Raw genomic sequence first — 18,153 nt, 5'->3', positions numbered from 1 at the left:
CAGTGGACAGGATACGAGGTGCCGCAACGGGTTCGCCGCGCCCACGCCGCGCGAACGGCGTGTCGGGTGCGCGCCCCCCGGTGGAGCCGCTACTCCGGTTCCGTGGCGTCGACCCGGCCGGTCCGCACGGCCTCGACCAGTTCGGCATGGTCGGCCTCGGTGCGGTCGGCGTAGCGCACCGCGAACGCGGCCACCGCGTCGTCGAAGCGCTCGTCACCGTCCAGATAGCCCGACAGCAAGCGCGGATCCAGCGACCGGGAATGGGCCCGGGCCAGCAGCGCGCCCGCCAGCCGTCCGTAGTCGTCCAAATCGGTCGCGGGCAGCTCGGCGGGATCGATGCTGCCCTTCAGGTTGCGGAATTGCCGTACGATGAAAGGCAATTCGGCACCATCAGGGGCCGGGGCGAGCGAGGTCCAGCCGAGCAGGATGTCGGATTCGGACTGGACGAGCCGCGCCCCCTGCACGATTCGCTCTCCCTCGTGGCGCACGGCACGGGACGGCAGGAACGGGGCGAGTGCCGCCGACGCGGCCTGCTTCACCTGTAGGACCAGCGCTTCGCCGTCGTTGCCGTGCAGCAGCGCGAGGTAGCTGTGCAAGCCGACGCTTCCGGTCCCGACGATCCGGAACGCGATGTCCGACACCGCGAATCGGGTCAGCAGGGTGCGCCGGGACTCGGGCAGGGTATCGGCGTAGCGCTCCAGCCCGCCGATCACCGCCGCCGCGACGTGCTCGTCCACCGCGGTGAGGATCGGGGGATCGCTGACGAAGCGGTGCTTGCGGATGCCGGTCTGGTGGTCATCCAGGTGCTCGGTCCACTTCGCCACCACCTTGGCGCTGGTGTTCTTGCGGGCCTTCTTGGCCGCCTTCTTGAAGTCGTCGAGCAGGGCGTCGGCCTTGGCTCGGGTGATCACCGACTCGTCGGGAAGCGCGCACCATGACGTCATGAACGGCATCGCGGCCAGCTCGTCCGCGGCCAGGCGGTAGGAGCGGGCGGCGTCGCGCGCCGCGGTGCGGCACTCGTCCTCGTCGGCGCCCGCCTCGCGTCCGGCCAGCACCAAGCTGGCCGCCAGCCGCTCCAGATCCCACTCCCACGGGCCGGGCACGGTCTCGTCGAAATCGTTTATGTCCATGATGATCTCGCCGCGCGCGGTGCCGTACAGGCCGAAGTTCGCCGCGTGCGCGTCACCGCACAGCTGGGCGCTGAGCCCACTGTCCGGGCCACCCGCCAGATCGGCCGCCATCAGACCCGCCGCGCCCCGGTAGAAGGTGAACGGCGAGGCGATCATCCGCCCGATCCGCAGCGGTATCAGATGCGCAAGCCGGCCCGCGTTGCTCGCCTCGATGAAGTCGAGCACACCCGGCCGTCGCACGCTGGTCGCCTCCCGGTCCCGTGCAATGACCGGAACCCGCTGACGCAGTGCGTGTCCGCGGGCGCGGACCTCCTCCGCGGGCACGTAGGAGCGCAGATCGATACCACTGTCCGACACAACGGCTCACGCTAGCCGGAACCGACCGTTCATGCTGCGTGGCCTCGCCCTCATCGCGCCGGAACGCTGGGCGGCGCCGGCTCGATCGGCAGCCGCAGCGCGCCCGGCGCCGCCGCGGGCACCGTGGGATGCGCCGGGGGCACCGCAGCGATGCGCCGGTAGGGCGAGCCCAGTTCCGGCCTGGGGTCGGGATCGTCGCGGTTGGGCCAGTAGGCCATGGCGCGCTCGGCCTGCGCGGTGATCGTCAGCGACGGGTTCACGCCGAGATTGGCGGTCACCGCCGAACCGTCCGCCACGTGCAGGCCGGGATGGCCGTAGACCCGCTGATACGCGTCCACCACGCCGGTCCGGGGGCCGTCGCCGATCACGCATCCGCCGATGTAGTGGGCCGTGGCGGGAATGTCGAACACATCCATGATCAGCCCGTGGGTGTCGCCGTCGACCTTGGCGCCGAACCGCCTGCCGATGTCGTGGGCCAGCGGGATCCAGGTCGGGTTCGGCTCGCCGGTGCCCTGCCTGGTCCGCAGCCGCCCGCGCTTGCGGAACGAGGTCAGCGAGTTGTCCAGCGACTGCATGATCAGCAGGATCACCGACTTCTCCGAGGCATGCCGCGCGTCGAGACTGCGCAGGAACACCAGCGGATGCAGCACGATCGCCAGCAGGAAGCGCAGGAAGCGGAACGCCCCGCCGTCCACGATGGGCACCGACATCGGGAACAGCGCGTTCTGGCGTTTGCCGTAGTGACACACCTCGACGTGGGTGTCGGGCTCCGGGTGGATCGAGGAGGTGATCGCGATGCCCTCGGCGAAATCGCGGCGGGCGCGGCTGACCACGTTGAGGATGGCCTCGGAATTGCTGCGGGTCAGTTCGCCCAGCCGGGGCGACAGGTGCGCCAGCACGCCGTCGTCGCGCATCTTGTGCAGCAGCTTCTGCGTGCCGAGCGCGGCGCCGGCGAACACGACCTGCTGGGCGGTGAAGGTTCTGCGCTGCTTGCGGATCCACCGGCCGGAACGCTGGGTGTCGACGGCGTACCCGCCGCCGGGCAGCGGTCGCACGGCGGTGGCCGTGGTGAGCGGGTGAACCCGCGCCCCGGCCCGTTCGGCAAGGTGGAGGTAGTTGGTCGTGGTGGTGTTCTTGGCGTTGTGCGGGCAGCCGGTGAAGCAGCGCGCGCAGTGCACACAGCCGGTGCGGCGCGGGCCCGCGCCGCCGAAATACGGGTCGTCGACCTCGGCGCCGGGAGCGCTCTCGTTGAAGAACACCCCGACCTCGGTCGGATGGTAGGTGTCGGCCACGCCGAGGTCCTCGGCGATCCCCCGGATCACCTCGTCGGCCGGGGTCGTGCGCGGGTTGGGCGCCACGCCGAGCATGCGCTTGGCCTGGTCGTAGTACGGGGCCAGCTCCGCGCGCCAGTCGGTGATATGCGCCCACTGCCGGTCGGTGTAGAAGTTCGGCAGCGGTTCGTACAGCGTGTTCCCGTAGATCAGCGAGCCGCCGCCGACACCGGCGCCGGAGAACACGGCGCACTTGCCGAGCAGGCTGATCCGCTGCGGTCCGGTCAGGCCGAGGCGCGGGGCCCAGATCGACTTGCGGACATTCCAATTCGTGCGCGGGATGTCCTCGGCGTTCCAGCGGCGGCCTGCCTCCAGTACACCCACCCGGTAGCCCTTCTCGGTGAGTCGCAGAGCGCTGACGCTGCCGCCGAAACCGGAACCGATCACCACCACGTCGTAGTCGAATGCGGACATGACTTCCTCTCGCTCACCCGGCCACACAATGAGAAATATTTCGAATCATTCGGTCACCGGCGTGCTGTGGCGGAAACCATCCTCGCACGCGCGTGCTGAGGCCGATATCCGGAAATTCGACGCGTGGAGATGGCGGGGACCGGGGCCGGTGAGGTATGCACGGGTCGTGACAACCGAATCGGGCACCACCCAACCGGAGGAACGCGCCACAGGCGGCGGAGTGCGCGGCGTCTTCGCCGATCGCGTCCTGACCGTCCCGAACGTGCTGAGCGTGCTGCGCCTGCTCGGAGTTCCGCTGTTTCTGTGGTTGCTGCTGATCGAGCGGGCCGATGGCTGGGCGTTCGCGCTCCTGATCGCCAGCGGCGTCACCGACTTCCTGGACGGCAAGCTCGCCCGGCTGCTCGATCAGTCCTCGCGGCTGGGGGCGCTGCTGGATCCGTTCGTCGACCGGCTCTATCTGGTCACCACGCTGGCGGCGTTCGTGATCCGCGGCCTGATGCCGTGGTGGGTGGCGGCGATCCTGGTCGGGCGCGACCTCGTGCTCACCGCGACGCTGTCGGTGTACAAACGCCGCGAACTGCCCCCGCCGGAGGTGATCTACCTCGGCAAGGCGGCCACCTTCGCGCTGATGTCCGCGCTGCCCTGGCTGCTGGCGGGGCAGATGGACTGGGCCGCCGACGGTTTCGGGCGCGCCTTCGGCGCGGCCTTGCTGATCTGGGGCACCGCGGTCTACGTCTGGACCGGCGTGCTCTATACCGGTAGGGCCATCGCGGTCGCAAGAGCGATACCGGCTGTGGGGCACCGGACGGCGTAGCCGATAGAGTTTGCGTGCAACGTTCAAACGAAAGGACGGCCTGTGACCCAGACCCCCGACGATCTGCGCTACACCGAGGAGCACGAGTGGGTACGCCGGATCGCACCGACCCGGGTGCGGGTGGGCATCACCGACTACGCCCAGTCTCAACTCGGTGACGTTGTGTTCGTGCAGCTGCCCGAGACGGACGCGGACGTGGCCGCCGCGGACAGCATCGCGGAGGTGGAGTCGACCAAGAGCGTGTCCGACATCTACGCGCCGCTGAGCGCGAAAGTGGTTGCGGTGAACGACATGCTGAACTCGGAGCCGGAGACGTTGAACACCGATCCCTACGGTGACGGATGGCTGTTCGAGTTGGAGGTGGGCGACGCGGCGAGTCTCGACGCGACGCTCGGTGAACTGCTGGATGCCGCAGGTTATCAAGGAGTTATCGGGGGCTGAAGCAGCCTTCCCAGTTCTACCTGCACGGGTGCGGCCCGGCAGGGTACGGTCAATGCCAACAGATGCACCCGGCGGTTGTGCCGGGAATCTAGGGACTCGACGGCAGGTCGTGATGCCAGAGGTATCACCTGCTTGCATGGATAATCAGGTTCGAGGAGGAGAGAAACGGTGAGCGAGAACAAAGACCCGGGTTACGGGGAGACCGCGGCCGAGACGACGTCGGTCTTCCGCGCGGATTTCCTGAACGAGGTCGACGCGTCGCGCTCCGGAGAGCCGACCGGCGAGCAGCCGGTCCAAGGGGTCGAGGGTCTGCCCGTTGGCGCGGCCCTCCTGGTCGTCAAGCGCGGCCCGAACGCGGGCTCGCGGTTCCTGCTGGATCAGCCGACCACGTCGGCGGGGCGCCACCCCGACAGTGACATCTTTCTCGACGACGTCACCGTCAGCCGTCGGCACGCCGAGTTCCGTCAGGACGACGATTCGTTCCAGGTCGTCGATGTGGGCAGCCTCAACGGCACGTACGTGAACCGGGAGCCGGTGGACTCCTCGGAACTGCAGAACGGTGACGAGGTGCAGATCGGCAAGTTCCGGCTGGTGTTCCTCACCGGACCGCGCGCCCAGGTGTCGGACTCGTCGGCGGGCGCGGGGAGTCTATGACGGCGTCGGCGCCGGGTCGCGCACTCATGAAAGGCTCGGAGTCATGAAGGACCCGGCGCTGTGACCGGTGCGGCGCAGTGGGCACGCGGAGGAATGTCGATCGGCTCCGTGCTCGACCTGCTGCGTCCCGACTTTCCCGACGTCACCATTTCCAAGATCCGCTTCCTGGAAGCGGAGGGCCTGATCCGGCCGGAGCGGACACCCTCGGGTTACCGCAGGTTCTCCGTGGCGGATGTGGAACGGCTCCGGTTCGTCCTGACCGCGCAACGCGATCAGTACCTGCCGTTGAAGGTGATCAAGGAACAGCTCGAGGCAATCGACAGCGGTGCGGCGACGCTCGGTGTGCGGGAAGCCCGCGCCCGAGCGCACTCCGTCCGCGCCGGGGCGCCGGAGCCCGGACCCGGCGCGGCGGACGCCGGACAAGCCGCGCCGGTTTCCGAACGTGAGGTGCGCCCGGTGGCCGCGCCTCGGCGGCTCGGTGTCGTGCCGAGTGAGGTGTCGCCGGATGATCTGCGGTTCGATCACGAAATCCGGGTCACCCGGGCCGATCTGCTCGACCAGGCCGGGATCGAGGAGCGGTTCCTCAACGACCTCATCCGGGCCAATCTGATCACGCCAGGCCCGGCGGGGTACTTCGACGCGGACGCGGTCACGCTGGCCAAGACGGCCCGGGCGATGGCCGAATTCGGCTTGGAGGCACGGCATCTGCGTGCGTTCAAGCTCGCCGCCGACCGGGAGGCCGCGCTGGTGGCACAGATCGTCGCCCCCATCGCGAAGAGCCGGGACGCGGGGGCGCGCGCCCGTGCGGAAGAGACGGTGCGCGAACTGGCCGCGCTGTCGCTGACCCTGCACACCTGTCTGGTGAAGTCCTCGGTCCGGGGCTCGCTCGGGGGCTGACCCCCGGGCGCGCCCCGGGTCCGTAGGTTTCGGCGATCCAACACGGTGATTTCGGCTGCGCAGACGGATCGCTGGACCGGTGCGGGTTCGCCTAGACTCGTGGTACGGCGAGCTCTGCAGCGGTCATGCCGGGCCGGCGGCGAGTATGGGAGGCAGTGCGATGAGCGAAATGCGCGTGATCGGCATCCGTGTCGAGCAGCCACAGAACCAGCCCGTGCTGTTGCTCCGCGAAGTGGCGGGCGATCGGTATCTGCCGATCTGGATCGGGCAAGCAGAGGCGACGGCGATCGTGCTCGAGCAGGAGGGGGTGACTCCGATCCGCCCACTGACGCACGACCTGATCAAGATCCTGATCACCGAGCTGGGGCACACCCTCAAGGAGGTGCGCATCGTGGATCTGCAGGAGGGCACGTTCTACGCCGACCTGGTCTTCGAGAACGATCTGCGGATTTCGGCGCGGCCATCGGATTCGGTTGCGATCGCCTTGCGGGTGGGTTGCCCGATCCATGCCGAGGAGTCGGTTCTCGAGGAAGCCGGCTTGGTGATGCCGGACGAGCGCGAGGACGAGGTCGAGAAGTTCAAGGAGTTTCTCGAGTCGGTGTCCCCCGACGACTTCAAGGCGACCGATAGCTGAAGTAGAGGTCGAGACTTTTTCCGCGCGTCGCGTTTGGCTCGATGACGCCGCTCCCTGGACAATCGTGGGGAGTAATCTCGACAGTTGGGCCACGACCGTTTCGGCCGAATCCGCACCGATTCGGTCGGTGACGGAGCCGGGTCATCGATGAGGCTGGGAATGCGTCGGCGAAGCAAGGGAGTGGTCAGTGGCAGAGCAATCGCAGGATGTGGTACAGCCAGGCCTGTTCCCCGACGACTCGGTACCTGACGATCTGGTCGGCTATCGCGTTCCCAGTGCGTGCCAGGTGGCCGGAATCACCTATCGGCAGCTCGACTACTGGGCGCGCACCGGTCTGGTGGTGCCGTCCATCCGGAGTGCGGCGGGCTCGGGGAGTCAGCGGTTGTACTCGTTCAAGGACATCCTCGTCCTGAAGATCGTCAAACGGCTGCTCGACGCCGGCATCTCGCTGCAGAACATCCGGATAGCCGTCGACCATCTGCGCAGCCGCGGCGTGCAGGACCTGGCGGGGATCACCCTCTTCTCCGACGGCACCTCGGTCTACGAGTGCACCTCGGCCGAGGAGGTGGTGGATTTACTGCAGGGTGGGCAGGGAGTCTTCGGGATCGCCGTCAGCGGCGCCATGCGCGAACTGACCGGCGCCATCGCCAACTTCCCCGCGGAGCGCGCGTCGGCGATCACCGAGCGTCCGGAGGATGAGTTGTCATTCCGTCGCAAGGCGCGGATGAATCGCAAGACGGGCTAGAATTCGCCAGGTCAGCGCGAAATACAGGAACAACGCTCCCACGGCCGGGTAAGGCGCGCAGCCTCCCGGCCGTGGTGTGTGACAGCGCTGTCGGCGGCGGGAGATGGGGCCGGGGCGGCAGCGAAAGGGGGGCGCCGTGCGTGCGGGCGACATCACCGGTCTCGTCGGGTCGATCGGCCGGATCGAGGCGTTTCCGACCGTCGACGAACTCGACGCGTTCGCCGACGCGCTCGCCGCGGATCACCCGGATCGGATCTCGATCACCGAACTCGGGCGCTCCCGCGGTGGAGATCCGATTCGCGAGGTGACGGTCGGATCGGGCGAGCAGCACATCCTGGTGTTCGGCAACCCGCACCCGAACGAGCCCATCGGCATGGCCACGATTCGCCACCTGCTCGGCCGGATGGCCGCGGACGAGGCGGTGACCGTCGGCGCCACGTGGCACTTCCTGCTGTGTGTCGATCCGGATGGGACGCGGTTGAACGAAGGATGGTTCGCCGGGCCGCACACCAGGACCGGCGTCGCGCGCGGCTTCTACCGGCCGCCCGCGGTCGAGCAACCCGAATGGTGCTTCCCGGCCGAGTGGCGCGGCAGACGCGTCGGGGTGCCGCTCCCGGAGACAAGGGCGATGATGTCGCTGATCGACCGTACCCGCCCCGCGCTGATCGCCTCGCTGCACAACGCGGAATTCGGCGGCGGATTCTTCTATACCACCGGCGGTGACCCCGAGTACTGGTCGGCGCTGACCGCTCTGCTGGCCGCGGCCGACGTGCCGATCTACCACGGTGAGCCCGACGCGCCGGGCGCGCGCACGCTGGCGCCCGGCGTCTTCGAACTGCCGCTGTTCGAGGCGATGGCCGATCTGCTCGCGGCGCAGGGCCTCGACTCGGTCGCCGCGTTGGGCGGGGGTGGGTGCCGGGACTACGCGGCGCGCTACGGCACGGCGATCCTGGTCTGCGAATTGCCGCTGTGGGTCGATCCGCGCATCGGCGACGGCTCGGCGGGTGACCGCGTGCTGGGCGACCTGCTCGATGCCACCGCCGCCGACTATCGGGCCATGGCGGAGGTCGCCGCCGAGGTGCTCGCCCGCCTCGACGGCCGGTTGAGCGGTCGCAGCCCGTTCGAGCGGTCGGTGCGCGCGCTGGTCGCCGGATTGCCCGGGCTGGCGGTGAGCAGACAGGCTGTGCCGGAACGGAACCGGATCGCGACCAGGGGCGAGATCTTCGTCGAGCAGTACGACTGGACCGCGATGCTGCGCCTGCGGCTGGGCGGCATGTTGCTGCGCCTGCTGGAGGAGGAATACGCCCGCGACGCCGCGCCGTTGCTGGCCGCCGAGCGCGACCGGTTCGCCGCGGTCTTCCAGCAGTGGTGCGCCGACGTGGAGCAGAACGCCCCGGGCGCCGAGGTGCCGCTGGACCGTCTGGTGGGCATCCAGGCCGAGTCGATCTTGCTTGCCGCGATGAGAGTGCGCGCGGGGCTGGCCGTCTGACCGTGCGTCCCGGTCGAGTGACCAGAACGACACGGTTCGCGCGGGGTCCCGGGGCGCGCTCCGGCGTGGCGTCGGCATAAACTGACCGTGCGTCGCCGCCGTGCGGGAGAGTCTCGGTCTCGAAAAGAGTCCGAGCGCCGAAGGAGCAGCACCTCCCCGTCAATCTCTCAGGCAAAAAGGACCGTGCGGGCTTCGGCGCCTCTGGAAAGCGGTGGCTTCGAGCCGCCCGCCCATGGGGAAAGGGTCTCGGCCACCGGTCGCGGCACCCGAATCTCTCAGGCGCCACGACAGAGGGGGAGGGCCGGTACCCGTCGACCGCGTGGTCGACCCCGCCCGACCTTGGGAGCTGTTGTGACTCGCTCATTCGCCGACCGCCATATCGGACCCGACCGGGACGAACTGGCCAGGATCCTGGACGTCGTCGGCGTGCCGTCGCTGGACGAACTGGCCGCCGCGGCGCTGCCCGCGAGCATCCTGGACGGCGACGGACTGACCGGGCTGCCCGCGGCGGCCTCCGAGCACGAGGTGCTCGCCGAACTCGCTGGACTGGCCGCATCGAACACCGTGGCAACCTCAATGATCGGGCTCGGCTACTACGACACGCTGACCCCGCCGGTGCTGGTGCGCAACCTACTGGAGAATCCGGCCTGGTACACCGCGTACACGCCCTATCAGCCGGAGATCAGCCAGGGCAGGCTGGAGGCGCTGCTCAACTTCCAGACCATGGTGTCGGAGCTGACCGGCATGGACGTCGCCAACGCGTCCATGCTGGACGAGGCGACCGCCGCCGCCGAGGCGATGACGTTGCTGCGCCGGGCGAGCAAGGTGAACTCCGCCAGGCTGCTGATCGACGCCGACCTGTTCCCACAGACCAGGACCGTGCTCTACACCAGGGCAGAGCCGCTCGGCCTGGAGATCGTGGAGGCGGACCTGTCCACCGGCGAGCTGCCCGAAGGGGAGTTCTTCGGTGTGCTGGCGCAGTCGCCCGGAGCCTCCGGTCGCGTGGTGGACCGCACCGGACTGATCGCGTCGGCGCACGAACGCGGCGCGCTCGTGGCGATCGGCGCCGACCTGCTGGCCATGACCCTGATCGCGCCGCCCGGTGAGCAGGGCGCCGACGTGTGCTTCGGCACCACCCAGCGCTTCGGTGTCCCGCTCGGCTTCGGTGGCCCGCACGCCGGATACCTCGCGGTGCGGCAGGCGCAGGCCCGTCAGCTGCCCGGCCGCCTGGTCGGCGTCTCGGTCGACGCGGACGGCGCGGTCGCCTACCGGCTCGCCTTGCAGACCCGCGAGCAGCACATCCGCCGGGAGAAGGCGACCTCCAACATCTGCACCGCGCAGGTGCTGCTGGCCATCGTGGCCGCGATGTACGCCTCCTACCACGGCGCCGACGGGCTGCGGGCGATCGCGCGCCGGGTGCACGGGCACGCCGCGGCGATCGCGGCCGGGCTGGATGGCGCGGTCGTGCACGACAGTTTCTTCGACACGGTGCTCGCGCACGTGCCCGGCGGTGCGGAAGCCGTCGTGGCGAAAGCGAAGTCGCGCGGCATCAATCTGCGCCTGGTCGATGCCGACCACGTCGGCATCGCCTGCGACGAGGCGACCACCGCCGCGCATGTCGCGGCCGTGCTCGAATCCTTCGGTACCGCGGTGTCGTCCGAGCCGGGGACGGCCGCGCCGATCGCGGCGATCGAGGACCGCGCCTCGGAGTTCCTCACCCACCCCGCGTTCACGAAGTACCACACCGAGACGGCGATGCTGCGGTATCTGCGCACGCTGTCCGACAAGGACATCGCGTTGGACCGCAGCATGATCCCGCTCGGCTCGTGCACGATGAAGCTGAACGCCACCGCGGAGATGGAGGCCATCACCTGGCCGGGTTTCGCGCGCGTGCATCCCTACGCGCCGGTCGAGGACGCGCCCGGTCTGCTACAGGTGATCGCGGATCTGGAACGCTGGTTGTCGGACATCACCGGCTACGACTCGGTGAGCCTGCAGCCCAACGCGGGCAGTCAGGGCGAGTACGCCGGGCTGCTGGCGATCCGCCGCTACCATCTCGATCGCGGTGACACCCACCGCGACACCTGCCTCATCCCGTCCAGCGCGCACGGCACCAACGCGGCCTCGGCGGCGATGGCCGGACTGCGCGTGGAGGTGGTGAAGTGCCGCGCCAACGGCGACGTCGACCTGGACGACCTGCGCGCCAAGATCGCCGATCACGCCGATCGCCTGGCCTGCATCATGATCACCTATCCGTCCACGCACGGCGTCTACGAGCACGAGGTCGCCGAGTTGTGCGCGCTGGTGCACGACGCGGGCGGTCAGGTCTATGTGGACGGCGCCAACCTGAACGCCCTGGTCGGTCTCGCCCGGCCGGGCCGGTTCGGCGGCGATGTGAGCCACTTGAATCTGCACAAGACATTCTGTATCCCGCACGGCGGCGGTGGCCCCGGCGTCGGCCCGGTCGCGGTGCGCGCGCACCTGGCGCGGTATCTCCCCGGCGATCCGCTGGAGACGGGATCCCACGCGGTGTCGGCGGCGAAGTACGGCTCGGCCTCCATCCTGCCGATCACCTGGGCCTACATTCGCATGATGGGCGCCGACGGGCTGCGCCGCGCCTCGCTGACGGCGATCGCCTCGGCCAACTACATCGCGCGGCGGCTCGACGAGTATTTCCCGGTGCTCTACACCGGCGAGCACGGCATGGTGGCCCACGAGTGCATCCTGGACCTGCGCGAGATCACCAAACAGACCGGCGTCACCGTCGACGATGTGGCGAAACGCCTGGCGGACTACGGTTTCCACGCGCCGACCATGAGCTTCCCGGTGGCCGGTACGTTGATGGTGGAACCTACCGAGAGTGAAAATCTCGCCGAGCTGGACGATTTCATCGAGGCGATGATTTCCATCCGCGCGGAGATCGACCAGGTCGCCGCGGGTGTATGGCCGGTGACCGACAACCCGTTGCGCGGCGCGCCGCACACCGCGGCGTCGCTGGTGGGGGAGTGGGAGCACCCTTACAGCCGGGAAGTCGCCGTGTATCCGCGGGGTCTCGGGCATGCCCGCGCGAAGGTGTGGCCGCCGGTGCGCCGGATCGACGGCGCCTACGGCGACCGCAACCTCGTGTGCGCCTGCCCGCCGCTGGAGGCGTACGCGGGCTGAACTCCGGCCCGGCCACGCCTCGCCGTCATGCCGCGGCGGCCGCTTTCGCGTAACTGTTCGCCAGGTCCGGCCAACCGCCCGCACTGCCGACAGCGTCGTGCATGGATTCCCAGCCCGGTCCGTGCCTCTCGAAACCGGAGTGCACCAGCGTGACGGCGGTGCGATCGGGAGCGATGGCCGAAAAGGTGACGTCGACGCGGCTGGCGCGTTCCGGATCGGTCTCCTGCTTCCAGTCCAGGCCGATCTGCCAGGAGAACGCGAAATGGCTGGGCGGCTGCCAGACCAGTACCGTTCCCCACGGGCATTCGGTGCCGTCCTCCTCGCGGCCGAGGCAGCGGCCGCCCACGCGCGGCTCGATCACCTCCTCGGCGAGCCGGCCGGTGCCGATGTGGTGCTCACGCGGCCACCAGCGGTCGATTCCAGAGGTGAACACCTCGTAGGCGGTCTCGATCGGTGCGTCGACGACGAGTTCGACTCGCACGTCCTTGCCGTTGACCTGTTGTGTCATGGCTGCTCCTCCTTGCCTGTTCGTTGTTCGGCGGCGCGCCGGTTCGCCTCGTCCTGGAAAGCCGACATCGCGGTCGTCCAGAAGTGCGTGAAGTACGCGCGCAGCGCGTCGATACCGGTGGGATTCAAGCGGTAGACCCGGCGCGTGCCGACCGCTTCGTGGGCCACCAAACCGGCCTGTTCCAGCACCTTGAGGTGCTGGGACACCGCGGGCCTGCTCACCGGCAGACCCGCGGCCAGCTGTCCTACCGCGCACGGCCCATCGCCGAGACGTTCGAAGATCGCCCGTCTCGTCGGATCGCCCAGTGCGTCGAGGGCGGCATCTCGGTAAGTGCCCACGAACCGTAAGTCTATACTTACCAATTCGGCGTGTCGAGAGCCCGGGAGGGAGGTGACATGCGGGTACTTCGCCGGGTGCGCGCGGCTACGGCGTGGTGAGCGCTTGGACGACGGCGTTGCCGAAGCCGATGTCGTCGGAGGTGGACGGCCGGGTGTAGCTGCCGCCGGTCTGCCGCGACAAGGCCTGCAGTGTCTGGGTGCCGCCGCCGCCGAGCACGATCACGTCGATGCGCACGGGGCGGGCGCGGTCGATGGACGCGGTGATGTCGGCGGCCAGTTGGGTGCCGGTGACCGTGGAATCGTCGTCGGGTCCGTCGGTGATCAACAGCACCGAGTTGGTGCGGCCGGGCGTGTACCCGGCGACCGCGTTCTTGTACGCCGCGATCAGGGACGGATAGGCCTGGTCGGACCGGTTCTCATCCGGGCGCACCGAACTGAGCGCGGTGGTGATCTTCGTACGCTGCTCGGCGGTCAGCGGCGCGGTGGCGGCCGCCACCCGATACGGGGTGTTGCCGTCGAGGTTCTTGCCGAAGGTCCACACACCGAGGCCGAAGTCGGGCGGCATGACCGTCATGGTGGAGTTCAGCGCGGCGATGACGTTCGCCAATCGCGTCGTGGAGCCCTCGGCGGTCCCCATCGAGGCGGAGACGTCGACCAGGACCGTCGAGCGCACGCCGAGGACGGGATTCGCCAGCGTGACGCGCACCTTGTCGAGCGCGCCGCGCGGCGGGACGGCGGCCGCGGCGGGGGGCGCACTGCCGAAGCCGGCCGCGACGAACGCCTGCGCCTGCTCGGGCTTGCGCAAGTAGTCGGTGAACCGTCCGGCGATGAGATTCTGCGTCTTGTCCACCCAGGCACCGGACATCAGCGCGGCCGGGTAATCGGCCACCGGCGCCGACCCGGCGGGATGGAACGCCACAACTCCGGTCACGCCCTTGAGTTGCTGTTCGGTAGCCGCTATCGCGTGCAGCGGCGCGTCCTGGCCCGTGAGTTGCGCGGGCACCGCCGCGGCGTCGGGTGCTTCGGGCGCGTCGGCGGCGAGCCCGGAGATCGCGGCGACCACCTGGCCGGACTGCGCCGCCTGTTCGCTGAGCGGCTCGACTCCCGAGACCGCGGTCCCGACCGCCGTGGCCGCGGCCAGCGTGGCGTCCCCCGGAGGCAGCGCCATGCGCAGCCCGCCCCATCCGTCCAGTCCGAGCTCCCCGAGCGATCCCTGCTGCAACCGCGGCAGATCCGCCCAGGACGCGTCGGCCTGCTCCAGTGCGCGACGCAGCTCCTCCGGTACCGCGAGCACGATCGGGCTGGCGGCGATGGGCACCGGTGTGCCCTCGATCAGGCCGGGGACCCGCATGGATTCGATGGAGCGGGTCGAATCGGCGATCCACAGCGCCGGTTGCGGGCCGAGCGCCTGGTCCCACGGCTTGCCGCTGGTGAACGCGGCGACGATCGCGGCGGATGGCTGCGCGGTCACGCTGACCCGCGCGCAGTGGTCGCGTACTTTCGGCTGGGTGGCGTTGTAGCTGTCCGCGGCGGCCCGCACCTGCGCCGCGATGCTGGGATCGGCCGTCACCCAGAGCGTCGCGGGGCCCTCCACGCATTCGGCCGCCGCCGCGCTGTCCTGATCCGCCGCGCGATCGCGCAACTGGAACCAGCCGACGACGATCGCGGCCAGTAACGCAACGGCGACCACTGCGATAACCGGACCTTTGCTGACGCCCCGGGACCTGGTTCCGCTGCGATGAGTGCCCACGGGCCCCAGTGTATGGTCACCCGCGCCGGGCGAAGTCGGCGAGTCTTCTCCCGACCGGCACGAGTGGCACGGCGGTCCGCCGTCGTACCGGAAAGGCACGACGGCGCAACCTCAGTGGCGGATCACCCGTCCGCGGTCGAACTCGTGCCCGCCCCAGACGCCGGACTGCCCGGTGCGCGCGGCGAATTCGCCACAGGCGTCCCGGATCGGGCAGCGGGCGCAGACTTCGCGCGCGTAGTCGAAGTCTTGCGACGGGTACGGGAACCAGGCTTCGTGGTTCGGGTCGCCGCGGCAGGCCGCGCGGTGCCACCCTCGGGAGTCCGAGAGCGGGAGCAGGTCGGCCAGGGTCAACTCCGCGACGGCGGTGGTCTCGGTGCGCGTCATCGCTATCTTCTCCTTTCTCGGGTCGCGGTCAGGTCGCGGCGAGTTGTTTCCAGATCCGGCGCTGTTGCCTGACCTGATGGGTGGGGGCCTTCGGCTCCCAGAGCAGGCGCATGCCCGCCTCCTGCGGGGTGCGGTCGGCCTTGGCCGCGTTGCAGGGCGCGCAGCAGGCCACGAGGTTGCTCCAGATGTTCGGCCCGCCCCGTGACCGCGGCCGGATGTGGTCCACGGTGCGCGCCCACCCGGCGCAGTAGCCACACCGGTTCCGGTCACGGCGCAGCACGCCGGCCGGCGTGGCCCTGCTCTCGTCGTGCACCAGCACGGTGTGCTCCACGTAGACGTAGCGCAGCAGCCGAATCGTCTGCGGCAGAGCGATCTCCACGTGCCGTGACCGGATCGGGAAGTGCGGCTCGCGCTCGGCCACCGACTCCGCGGCTCCGGCGACCAGCAGCACCACGGCCCGGTCGGCCTTGATCTCGTCGAGCGCCTCGTAGGAGGCGTTCAGGACGAGGACCCCGGTGTGTATCCAGTTGTCGGCGGTTATCGCCGCCTGATCGGCGGCACGGCGGAACATCATGGGAATCACCATGTTTCGTGCGAAATGAAGCGAGGAGAGGAATGCGGCGATCAGCCGAGGATCTGGAGGCGGCTGACGTCCGGTTCGCCGTGCGATGCGTGCAACGGCCTGCCGAACGCATTGCCCGCGGCCGCCGGTCGCGCCGCCCGGGTCCGCATTCGCTTCGTCGTTTCCGGAATCACTGCCGCCCCTCCTCTCCACTGCTCGGCGACCACCTCGAGGCGGTGGTCGGTGTCGAAACACATGGTGGCACAGCGCACCCGCCGTTGTCGGGTCATTTTTCGGCGGTGCGCCCCCGGGGCCGGGCTCAGGCCGGTCGCAGTTCGGCAGCGCCGAAGGAGACGTTGAACCGGTCGCACCAGATCGCGACGCTGGTCAGCTGGGCCAGGTCGGCGTCGGCGGGGACGGGGTAGTTCTGGTTACCCTGGTTGCCTTTGAGCTTGCCCAGGTCGGTGTGGACGCCGTCGTCGAAGACGAACCACGCGTCGCGGCCCTCGCGCACCGGCGCGTCGGTGAGCCAGATGTGCAGGTCGGGGCCGCCGGAGGTGTCGAGGTTCTCCACTCGTAGCACCCTGCTGCCGTCGGGCAGCCGCAAGACCGCGACCGCGCCCGAGGTGGCGTGCTCGTGCGAGACGAACGTGCCCCGGGCGATGGCCTGCGGCTGCGCTTGCGTGCCGCCCGGACCGGGCGCCGCGGTGACCGACGGCGCCGCCTCCTGCACGGTGGTATCGGTGAACAGCCGCCACGGCTCGAACACGGCCAGTCCTACGCCCAGCCCGACCACCAGCAGCACGGCGACGGCCCAGGTGATCGGCGATCGTGCGATCGCGCGTGCGGACACCATGGCTTCTCCTCGGAGCGTCGTCGTGTGGCGGGAAAGGCCGCTCACTGCGCAAGGGTTCTCGCTTTCATCGATTATGAGGGCGAGTGGCGACGGCGTCGAGGGAATGGAAAGGGCCTCATCCGATCGGGGACTGCCCGAGCAGAACACGACCGGAGAAGCGGGTCTGCTTGGCCGGCGGCAACGGGTGGAACAGGCATCCGTGCACGTCGCGATAGCGCATCTCGAGTTCGCAGCTGCGGGAATAGCCCGCTCCGCACGAGCGCGTCCGCCGCGGCGGTCTTACGGCTGAGCGTCCGGCTCGCGTGCTGATCGGTATTGGCGAAGCGGCAGGTTGTCCGACGCGTTGAACATGGCGTCGACGAGGTCGCCCGCTCGGACACCGGCCCGCGCCTCGAGTTCAGAGGTTTCCGACGATGTGCTCGAGACGCTGGGCGACCAGTTCGCGCGCCTTCTCCCGCAGCGCGGGCCGGTATCCGCTCGGGTACACCGGGTCTGCCGGGGCGTAGTCCTTCAGGACCTCCTTCGCGAGGGTGATCTTGTGTACTTCGGTGGGTCCGTCGGCGAGGGCCATCACCTCGGCGTAGCCGAGCATGTCGATGAACGGCAGGTCCTGGCTGACGCCGAGCGCGCCGTGCAGGTGCAGCGCGCGCTGGGCGATGTCGTGCATCACCTTCGGCATGGCGACCTTGATCGCGGCGATGTCCTTGCGCACCTTCTTGTAGTCCTGCTCCTTGTCGATGCGCCACGCCGTGCGCAGCACCAGCAGCCGGAACTGCTCCATCTCGATCCAGCTGTCGGCGATGCGTTCCTGGGTCATCTGCAATCCGGCCAGCGGGCCGCCGCGCATCGGACGCGACACCGCTCGCTCGGCCATCATGTCGAATGCCTTGCGAACCATGGCGACCGTGCGCATCGCGTGATGCACGCGCCCGCCACCCAGTCGCGTCTGCGCGACGACGAAGCCCTGACCCTCCGCCCCGAGCAGGTGGTCGGCGGGCACGCGGACGTCGGTGAACCGCAGATGGCCTTCGTGCTCGCTGAAGCCGGCGACGTGATAGTTCTTGACGATCTCCAATCCCGGGGCGTCGGCGGGCACGATGAACATCGACATGCCCCGATACGGGCTCACCTCCGGATCGGTCACCACCATGACGATGTGGAAGGCGGCGAACTGCGCGTTGGAGTTGAACCACTTCTCGCCGTTGATCACCCAGTGGTCGCCGTCGCGCACCGCGCGGGTGCGCAACAGCGTCGGGTCCGAGCCGCCGGTCGGCTCGGTCATCACGTAGCACGAGCCGATCTCCCCGGCCAGCAGCGGCTCGAGATAGGTCTTCTTCTGCTCCGGCGTGCCGTAGTGGGCGAGGATCTCCGCATTGCCGGAATCCGGTGCCTGGCAGCCGAATACCGACGGCGCCCACACCGACGTGCCGAGCACCTCGTTGAGCAGGGCGAGCTTCATCTGCCCGAAACCGGGGCCACCCAGTTCCGGCCCGAGGTGGCAGGCCCACAGGCCCTGCTCCTTGACGTGCTCCTTCAGCGGCCGCATCAGCGCCATGGCCTCACGGTCGGTGCGGTCGTACGGGTTGGGGTAGAGCAGGTCCAGCGGCTCCACCTCGGTGCGGACGAACTCCGCCGCCCAGTCCAGCTTCCGCTGGTACTCCGGTTCGGTCTCGAAATCCCAAGCCAT

General features: G+C 69.3%; 17 protein-coding genes and 1 riboswitch. Of the genes, 8 read left to right on the top strand and 9 right to left on the bottom strand.

The window, feature by feature from the left end; translation table 11 throughout:
* Nucleotides 1-89: 89 nt before the first annotated feature.
* Together NA8_RS15300 and NA8_RS15295 are read right to left on the bottom strand one after the other, a co-directional pair.
* Nucleotides 90-1,487 carry a DUF2252 domain-containing protein gene (locus tag NA8_RS15300; RefSeq protein WP_063051043.1) on the bottom strand — a complete coding sequence of 466 codons (1,398 nt, stop codon included), beginning with the start codon at nucleotides 1,485-1,487 and terminating at the stop codon, nucleotides 90-92.
* A 50-nt stretch (nucleotides 1,488-1,537) separates the two neighbouring features.
* On the bottom strand, nucleotides 1,538-3,232 hold the full coding sequence (locus NA8_RS15295; RefSeq protein ID WP_063051080.1) for a GMC oxidoreductase: 1,695 nt from the start codon (nucleotides 3,230-3,232) through the stop codon (nucleotides 1,538-1,540).
* A 220-nt stretch (nucleotides 3,233-3,452) separates the two neighbouring features.
* Here NA8_RS15295 and NA8_RS15290 point away from each other — a divergent pair, with 220 nt between their 5' ends.
* The 8 genes from NA8_RS15290 to gcvP all read left to right on the top strand — a co-directional run bounded on the left by NA8_RS15290 (nucleotide 3,453) and on the right by gcvP (nucleotide 12,068).
* Nucleotides 3,453-4,046, top strand: coding sequence for a CDP-alcohol phosphatidyltransferase family protein (locus tag NA8_RS15290; RefSeq protein WP_063051079.1), 594 nt, complete (start codon nucleotides 3,453-3,455; stop codon nucleotides 4,044-4,046).
* A gap of 42 nt (nucleotides 4,047-4,088) precedes the next feature.
* Nucleotides 4,089-4,487, top strand: coding sequence for a glycine cleavage system protein GcvH (gcvH, locus tag NA8_RS15285; RefSeq protein ID WP_063051042.1), 399 nt, complete (start codon nucleotides 4,089-4,091; stop codon nucleotides 4,485-4,487).
* 168 nt (nucleotides 4,488-4,655) lie between these two features.
* Nucleotides 4,656-5,141 carry an oxoglutarate dehydrogenase inhibitor Odhl gene (gene odhI / locus NA8_RS15280; protein ID WP_040866480.1) on the top strand — a complete coding sequence of 162 codons (486 nt, stop codon included), beginning with the start codon at nucleotides 4,656-4,658 and terminating at the stop codon, nucleotides 5,139-5,141.
* 93 nt (nucleotides 5,142-5,234) lie between these two features.
* Nucleotides 5,235-6,038, top strand: coding sequence for a transcriptional regulator FtsR (gene ftsR, locus NA8_RS15275; protein WP_063051041.1), 804 nt, complete (start codon nucleotides 5,235-5,237; stop codon nucleotides 6,036-6,038).
* 160 nt (nucleotides 6,039-6,198) lie between these two features.
* Nucleotides 6,199-6,672, top strand: coding sequence for a bifunctional nuclease family protein (locus NA8_RS15270; RefSeq protein ID WP_040866482.1), 474 nt, complete (start codon nucleotides 6,199-6,201; stop codon nucleotides 6,670-6,672).
* Nucleotides 6,673-6,859: 187 nt separating this feature from the next.
* The gene (locus tag NA8_RS15265) at nucleotides 6,860-7,417 is read left to right on the top strand and encodes a MerR family transcriptional regulator (protein WP_039797830.1); all 558 of its coding nucleotides are present in this window, start codon (nucleotides 6,860-6,862) and stop codon (nucleotides 7,415-7,417) included.
* Nucleotides 7,418-7,553: 136 nt separating this feature from the next.
* On the top strand, nucleotides 7,554-8,906 hold the full coding sequence (locus NA8_RS15260) for a M14 family zinc carboxypeptidase (RefSeq protein WP_063051040.1): 1,353 nt from the start codon (nucleotides 7,554-7,556) through the stop codon (nucleotides 8,904-8,906).
* Nucleotides 8,907-8,999: 93 nt separating this feature from the next.
* Nucleotides 9,000-9,100, top strand: a riboswitch (glycine riboswitch).
* Nucleotides 9,101-9,257: 157 nt separating this feature from the next.
* Nucleotides 9,258-12,068, top strand: a complete 2,811-nt coding sequence (gcvP, locus tag NA8_RS15255; protein ID WP_063051039.1) for an aminomethyl-transferring glycine dehydrogenase — start codon at nucleotides 9,258-9,260, stop codon at nucleotides 12,066-12,068.
* A gap of 25 nt (nucleotides 12,069-12,093) precedes the next feature.
* Here the strand turns inward: gcvP and NA8_RS15250 are convergent, their stop codons facing one another.
* The 7 genes from NA8_RS15250 to NA8_RS15215 all read right to left on the bottom strand — a co-directional run bounded on the left by NA8_RS15250 (nucleotide 12,094) and on the right by NA8_RS15215 (nucleotide 18,153).
* On the bottom strand, nucleotides 12,094-12,576 hold the full coding sequence (locus NA8_RS15250; protein ID WP_063051038.1) for an SRPBCC family protein: 483 nt from the start codon (nucleotides 12,574-12,576) through the stop codon (nucleotides 12,094-12,096).
* Nucleotides 12,573-12,914: an ArsR/SmtB family transcription factor gene (locus NA8_RS15245; protein WP_174550084.1), complete on the bottom strand. Its 342-nt coding sequence runs from the start codon at nucleotides 12,912-12,914 to the stop codon at nucleotides 12,573-12,575. The genes NA8_RS15250 and NA8_RS15245 overlap by 4 nt, the downstream gene beginning before the upstream one ends.
* Before the next feature lie 85 nt (nucleotides 12,915-12,999).
* Entirely contained in the window at nucleotides 13,000-14,664 is a 1,665-nt protein-coding gene (locus tag NA8_RS15240) for a VWA domain-containing protein (RefSeq protein ID WP_218019464.1), read from the bottom strand.
* 111 nt (nucleotides 14,665-14,775) lie between these two features.
* Complete coding sequence (locus NA8_RS15235; RefSeq protein ID WP_063051035.1) at nucleotides 14,776-15,048, bottom strand: WhiB family transcriptional regulator; 273 nt, start codon at nucleotides 15,046-15,048, stop codon at nucleotides 14,776-14,778.
* 28 nt (nucleotides 15,049-15,076) lie between these two features.
* On the bottom strand, nucleotides 15,077-15,622 hold the full coding sequence (locus NA8_RS15230; RefSeq protein WP_063051078.1) for an HNH endonuclease: 546 nt from the start codon (nucleotides 15,620-15,622) through the stop codon (nucleotides 15,077-15,079).
* A 307-nt stretch (nucleotides 15,623-15,929) separates the two neighbouring features.
* On the bottom strand, nucleotides 15,930-16,466 hold the full coding sequence (locus NA8_RS15220; RefSeq protein ID WP_063051033.1) for a DM13 domain-containing protein: 537 nt from the start codon (nucleotides 16,464-16,466) through the stop codon (nucleotides 15,930-15,932).
* Between the two features lie 397 nt (nucleotides 16,467-16,863).
* Nucleotides 16,864-18,153, bottom strand: a complete 1,290-nt coding sequence (locus NA8_RS15215; RefSeq protein ID WP_063051032.1) for an acyl-CoA dehydrogenase family protein — start codon at nucleotides 18,151-18,153, stop codon at nucleotides 16,864-16,866.

It is taken from the genome of Nocardia arthritidis NBRC 100137 (assembly GCF_001612765.1).
Classification (GTDB): domain Bacteria; phylum Actinomycetota; class Actinomycetes; order Mycobacteriales; family Mycobacteriaceae; genus Nocardia; species Nocardia arthritidis.
This window is presented reverse-complemented; position numbering and strand designations above follow the sequence as displayed.

What these genes read in the sequence shown, in the direction of transcription:
- NA8_RS15295 (WP_063051080.1), bottom strand. Translation starts at nt 3,232, where the DNA reads ATGTCCGCATTCGACTACGACGTGGTGGTGATCGGTTCCGGTTTCGGC.
- NA8_RS15250 (WP_063051038.1), bottom strand. Translation starts at nt 12,576, where the DNA reads ATGACACAACAGGTCAACGGCAAGGACGTGCGAGTCGAACTCGTCGTC.
- NA8_RS15215 (WP_063051032.1), bottom strand. Translation starts at nt 18,153, where the DNA reads ATGGCTTGGGATTTCGAGACCGAACCGGAGTACCAGCGGAAGCTGGAC.
- ftsR (WP_063051041.1), top strand. Translation starts at nt 5,235, where the DNA reads ATGTCGATCGGCTCCGTGCTCGACCTGCTGCGTCCCGACTTTCCCGAC.
- NA8_RS15220 (WP_063051033.1), bottom strand. Translation starts at nt 16,466, where the DNA reads ATGGTGTCCGCACGCGCGATCGCACGATCGCCGATCACCTGGGCCGTC.
- NA8_RS15270 (WP_040866482.1), top strand. Translation starts at nt 6,199, where the DNA reads ATGAGCGAAATGCGCGTGATCGGCATCCGTGTCGAGCAGCCACAGAAC.
- NA8_RS15235 (WP_063051035.1), bottom strand. Translation starts at nt 15,048, where the DNA reads ATGACGCGCACCGAGACCACCGCCGTCGCGGAGTTGACCCTGGCCGAC.
- NA8_RS15230 (WP_063051078.1), bottom strand. Translation starts at nt 15,622, where the DNA reads ATGATGTTCCGCCGTGCCGCCGATCAGGCGGCGATAACCGCCGACAAC.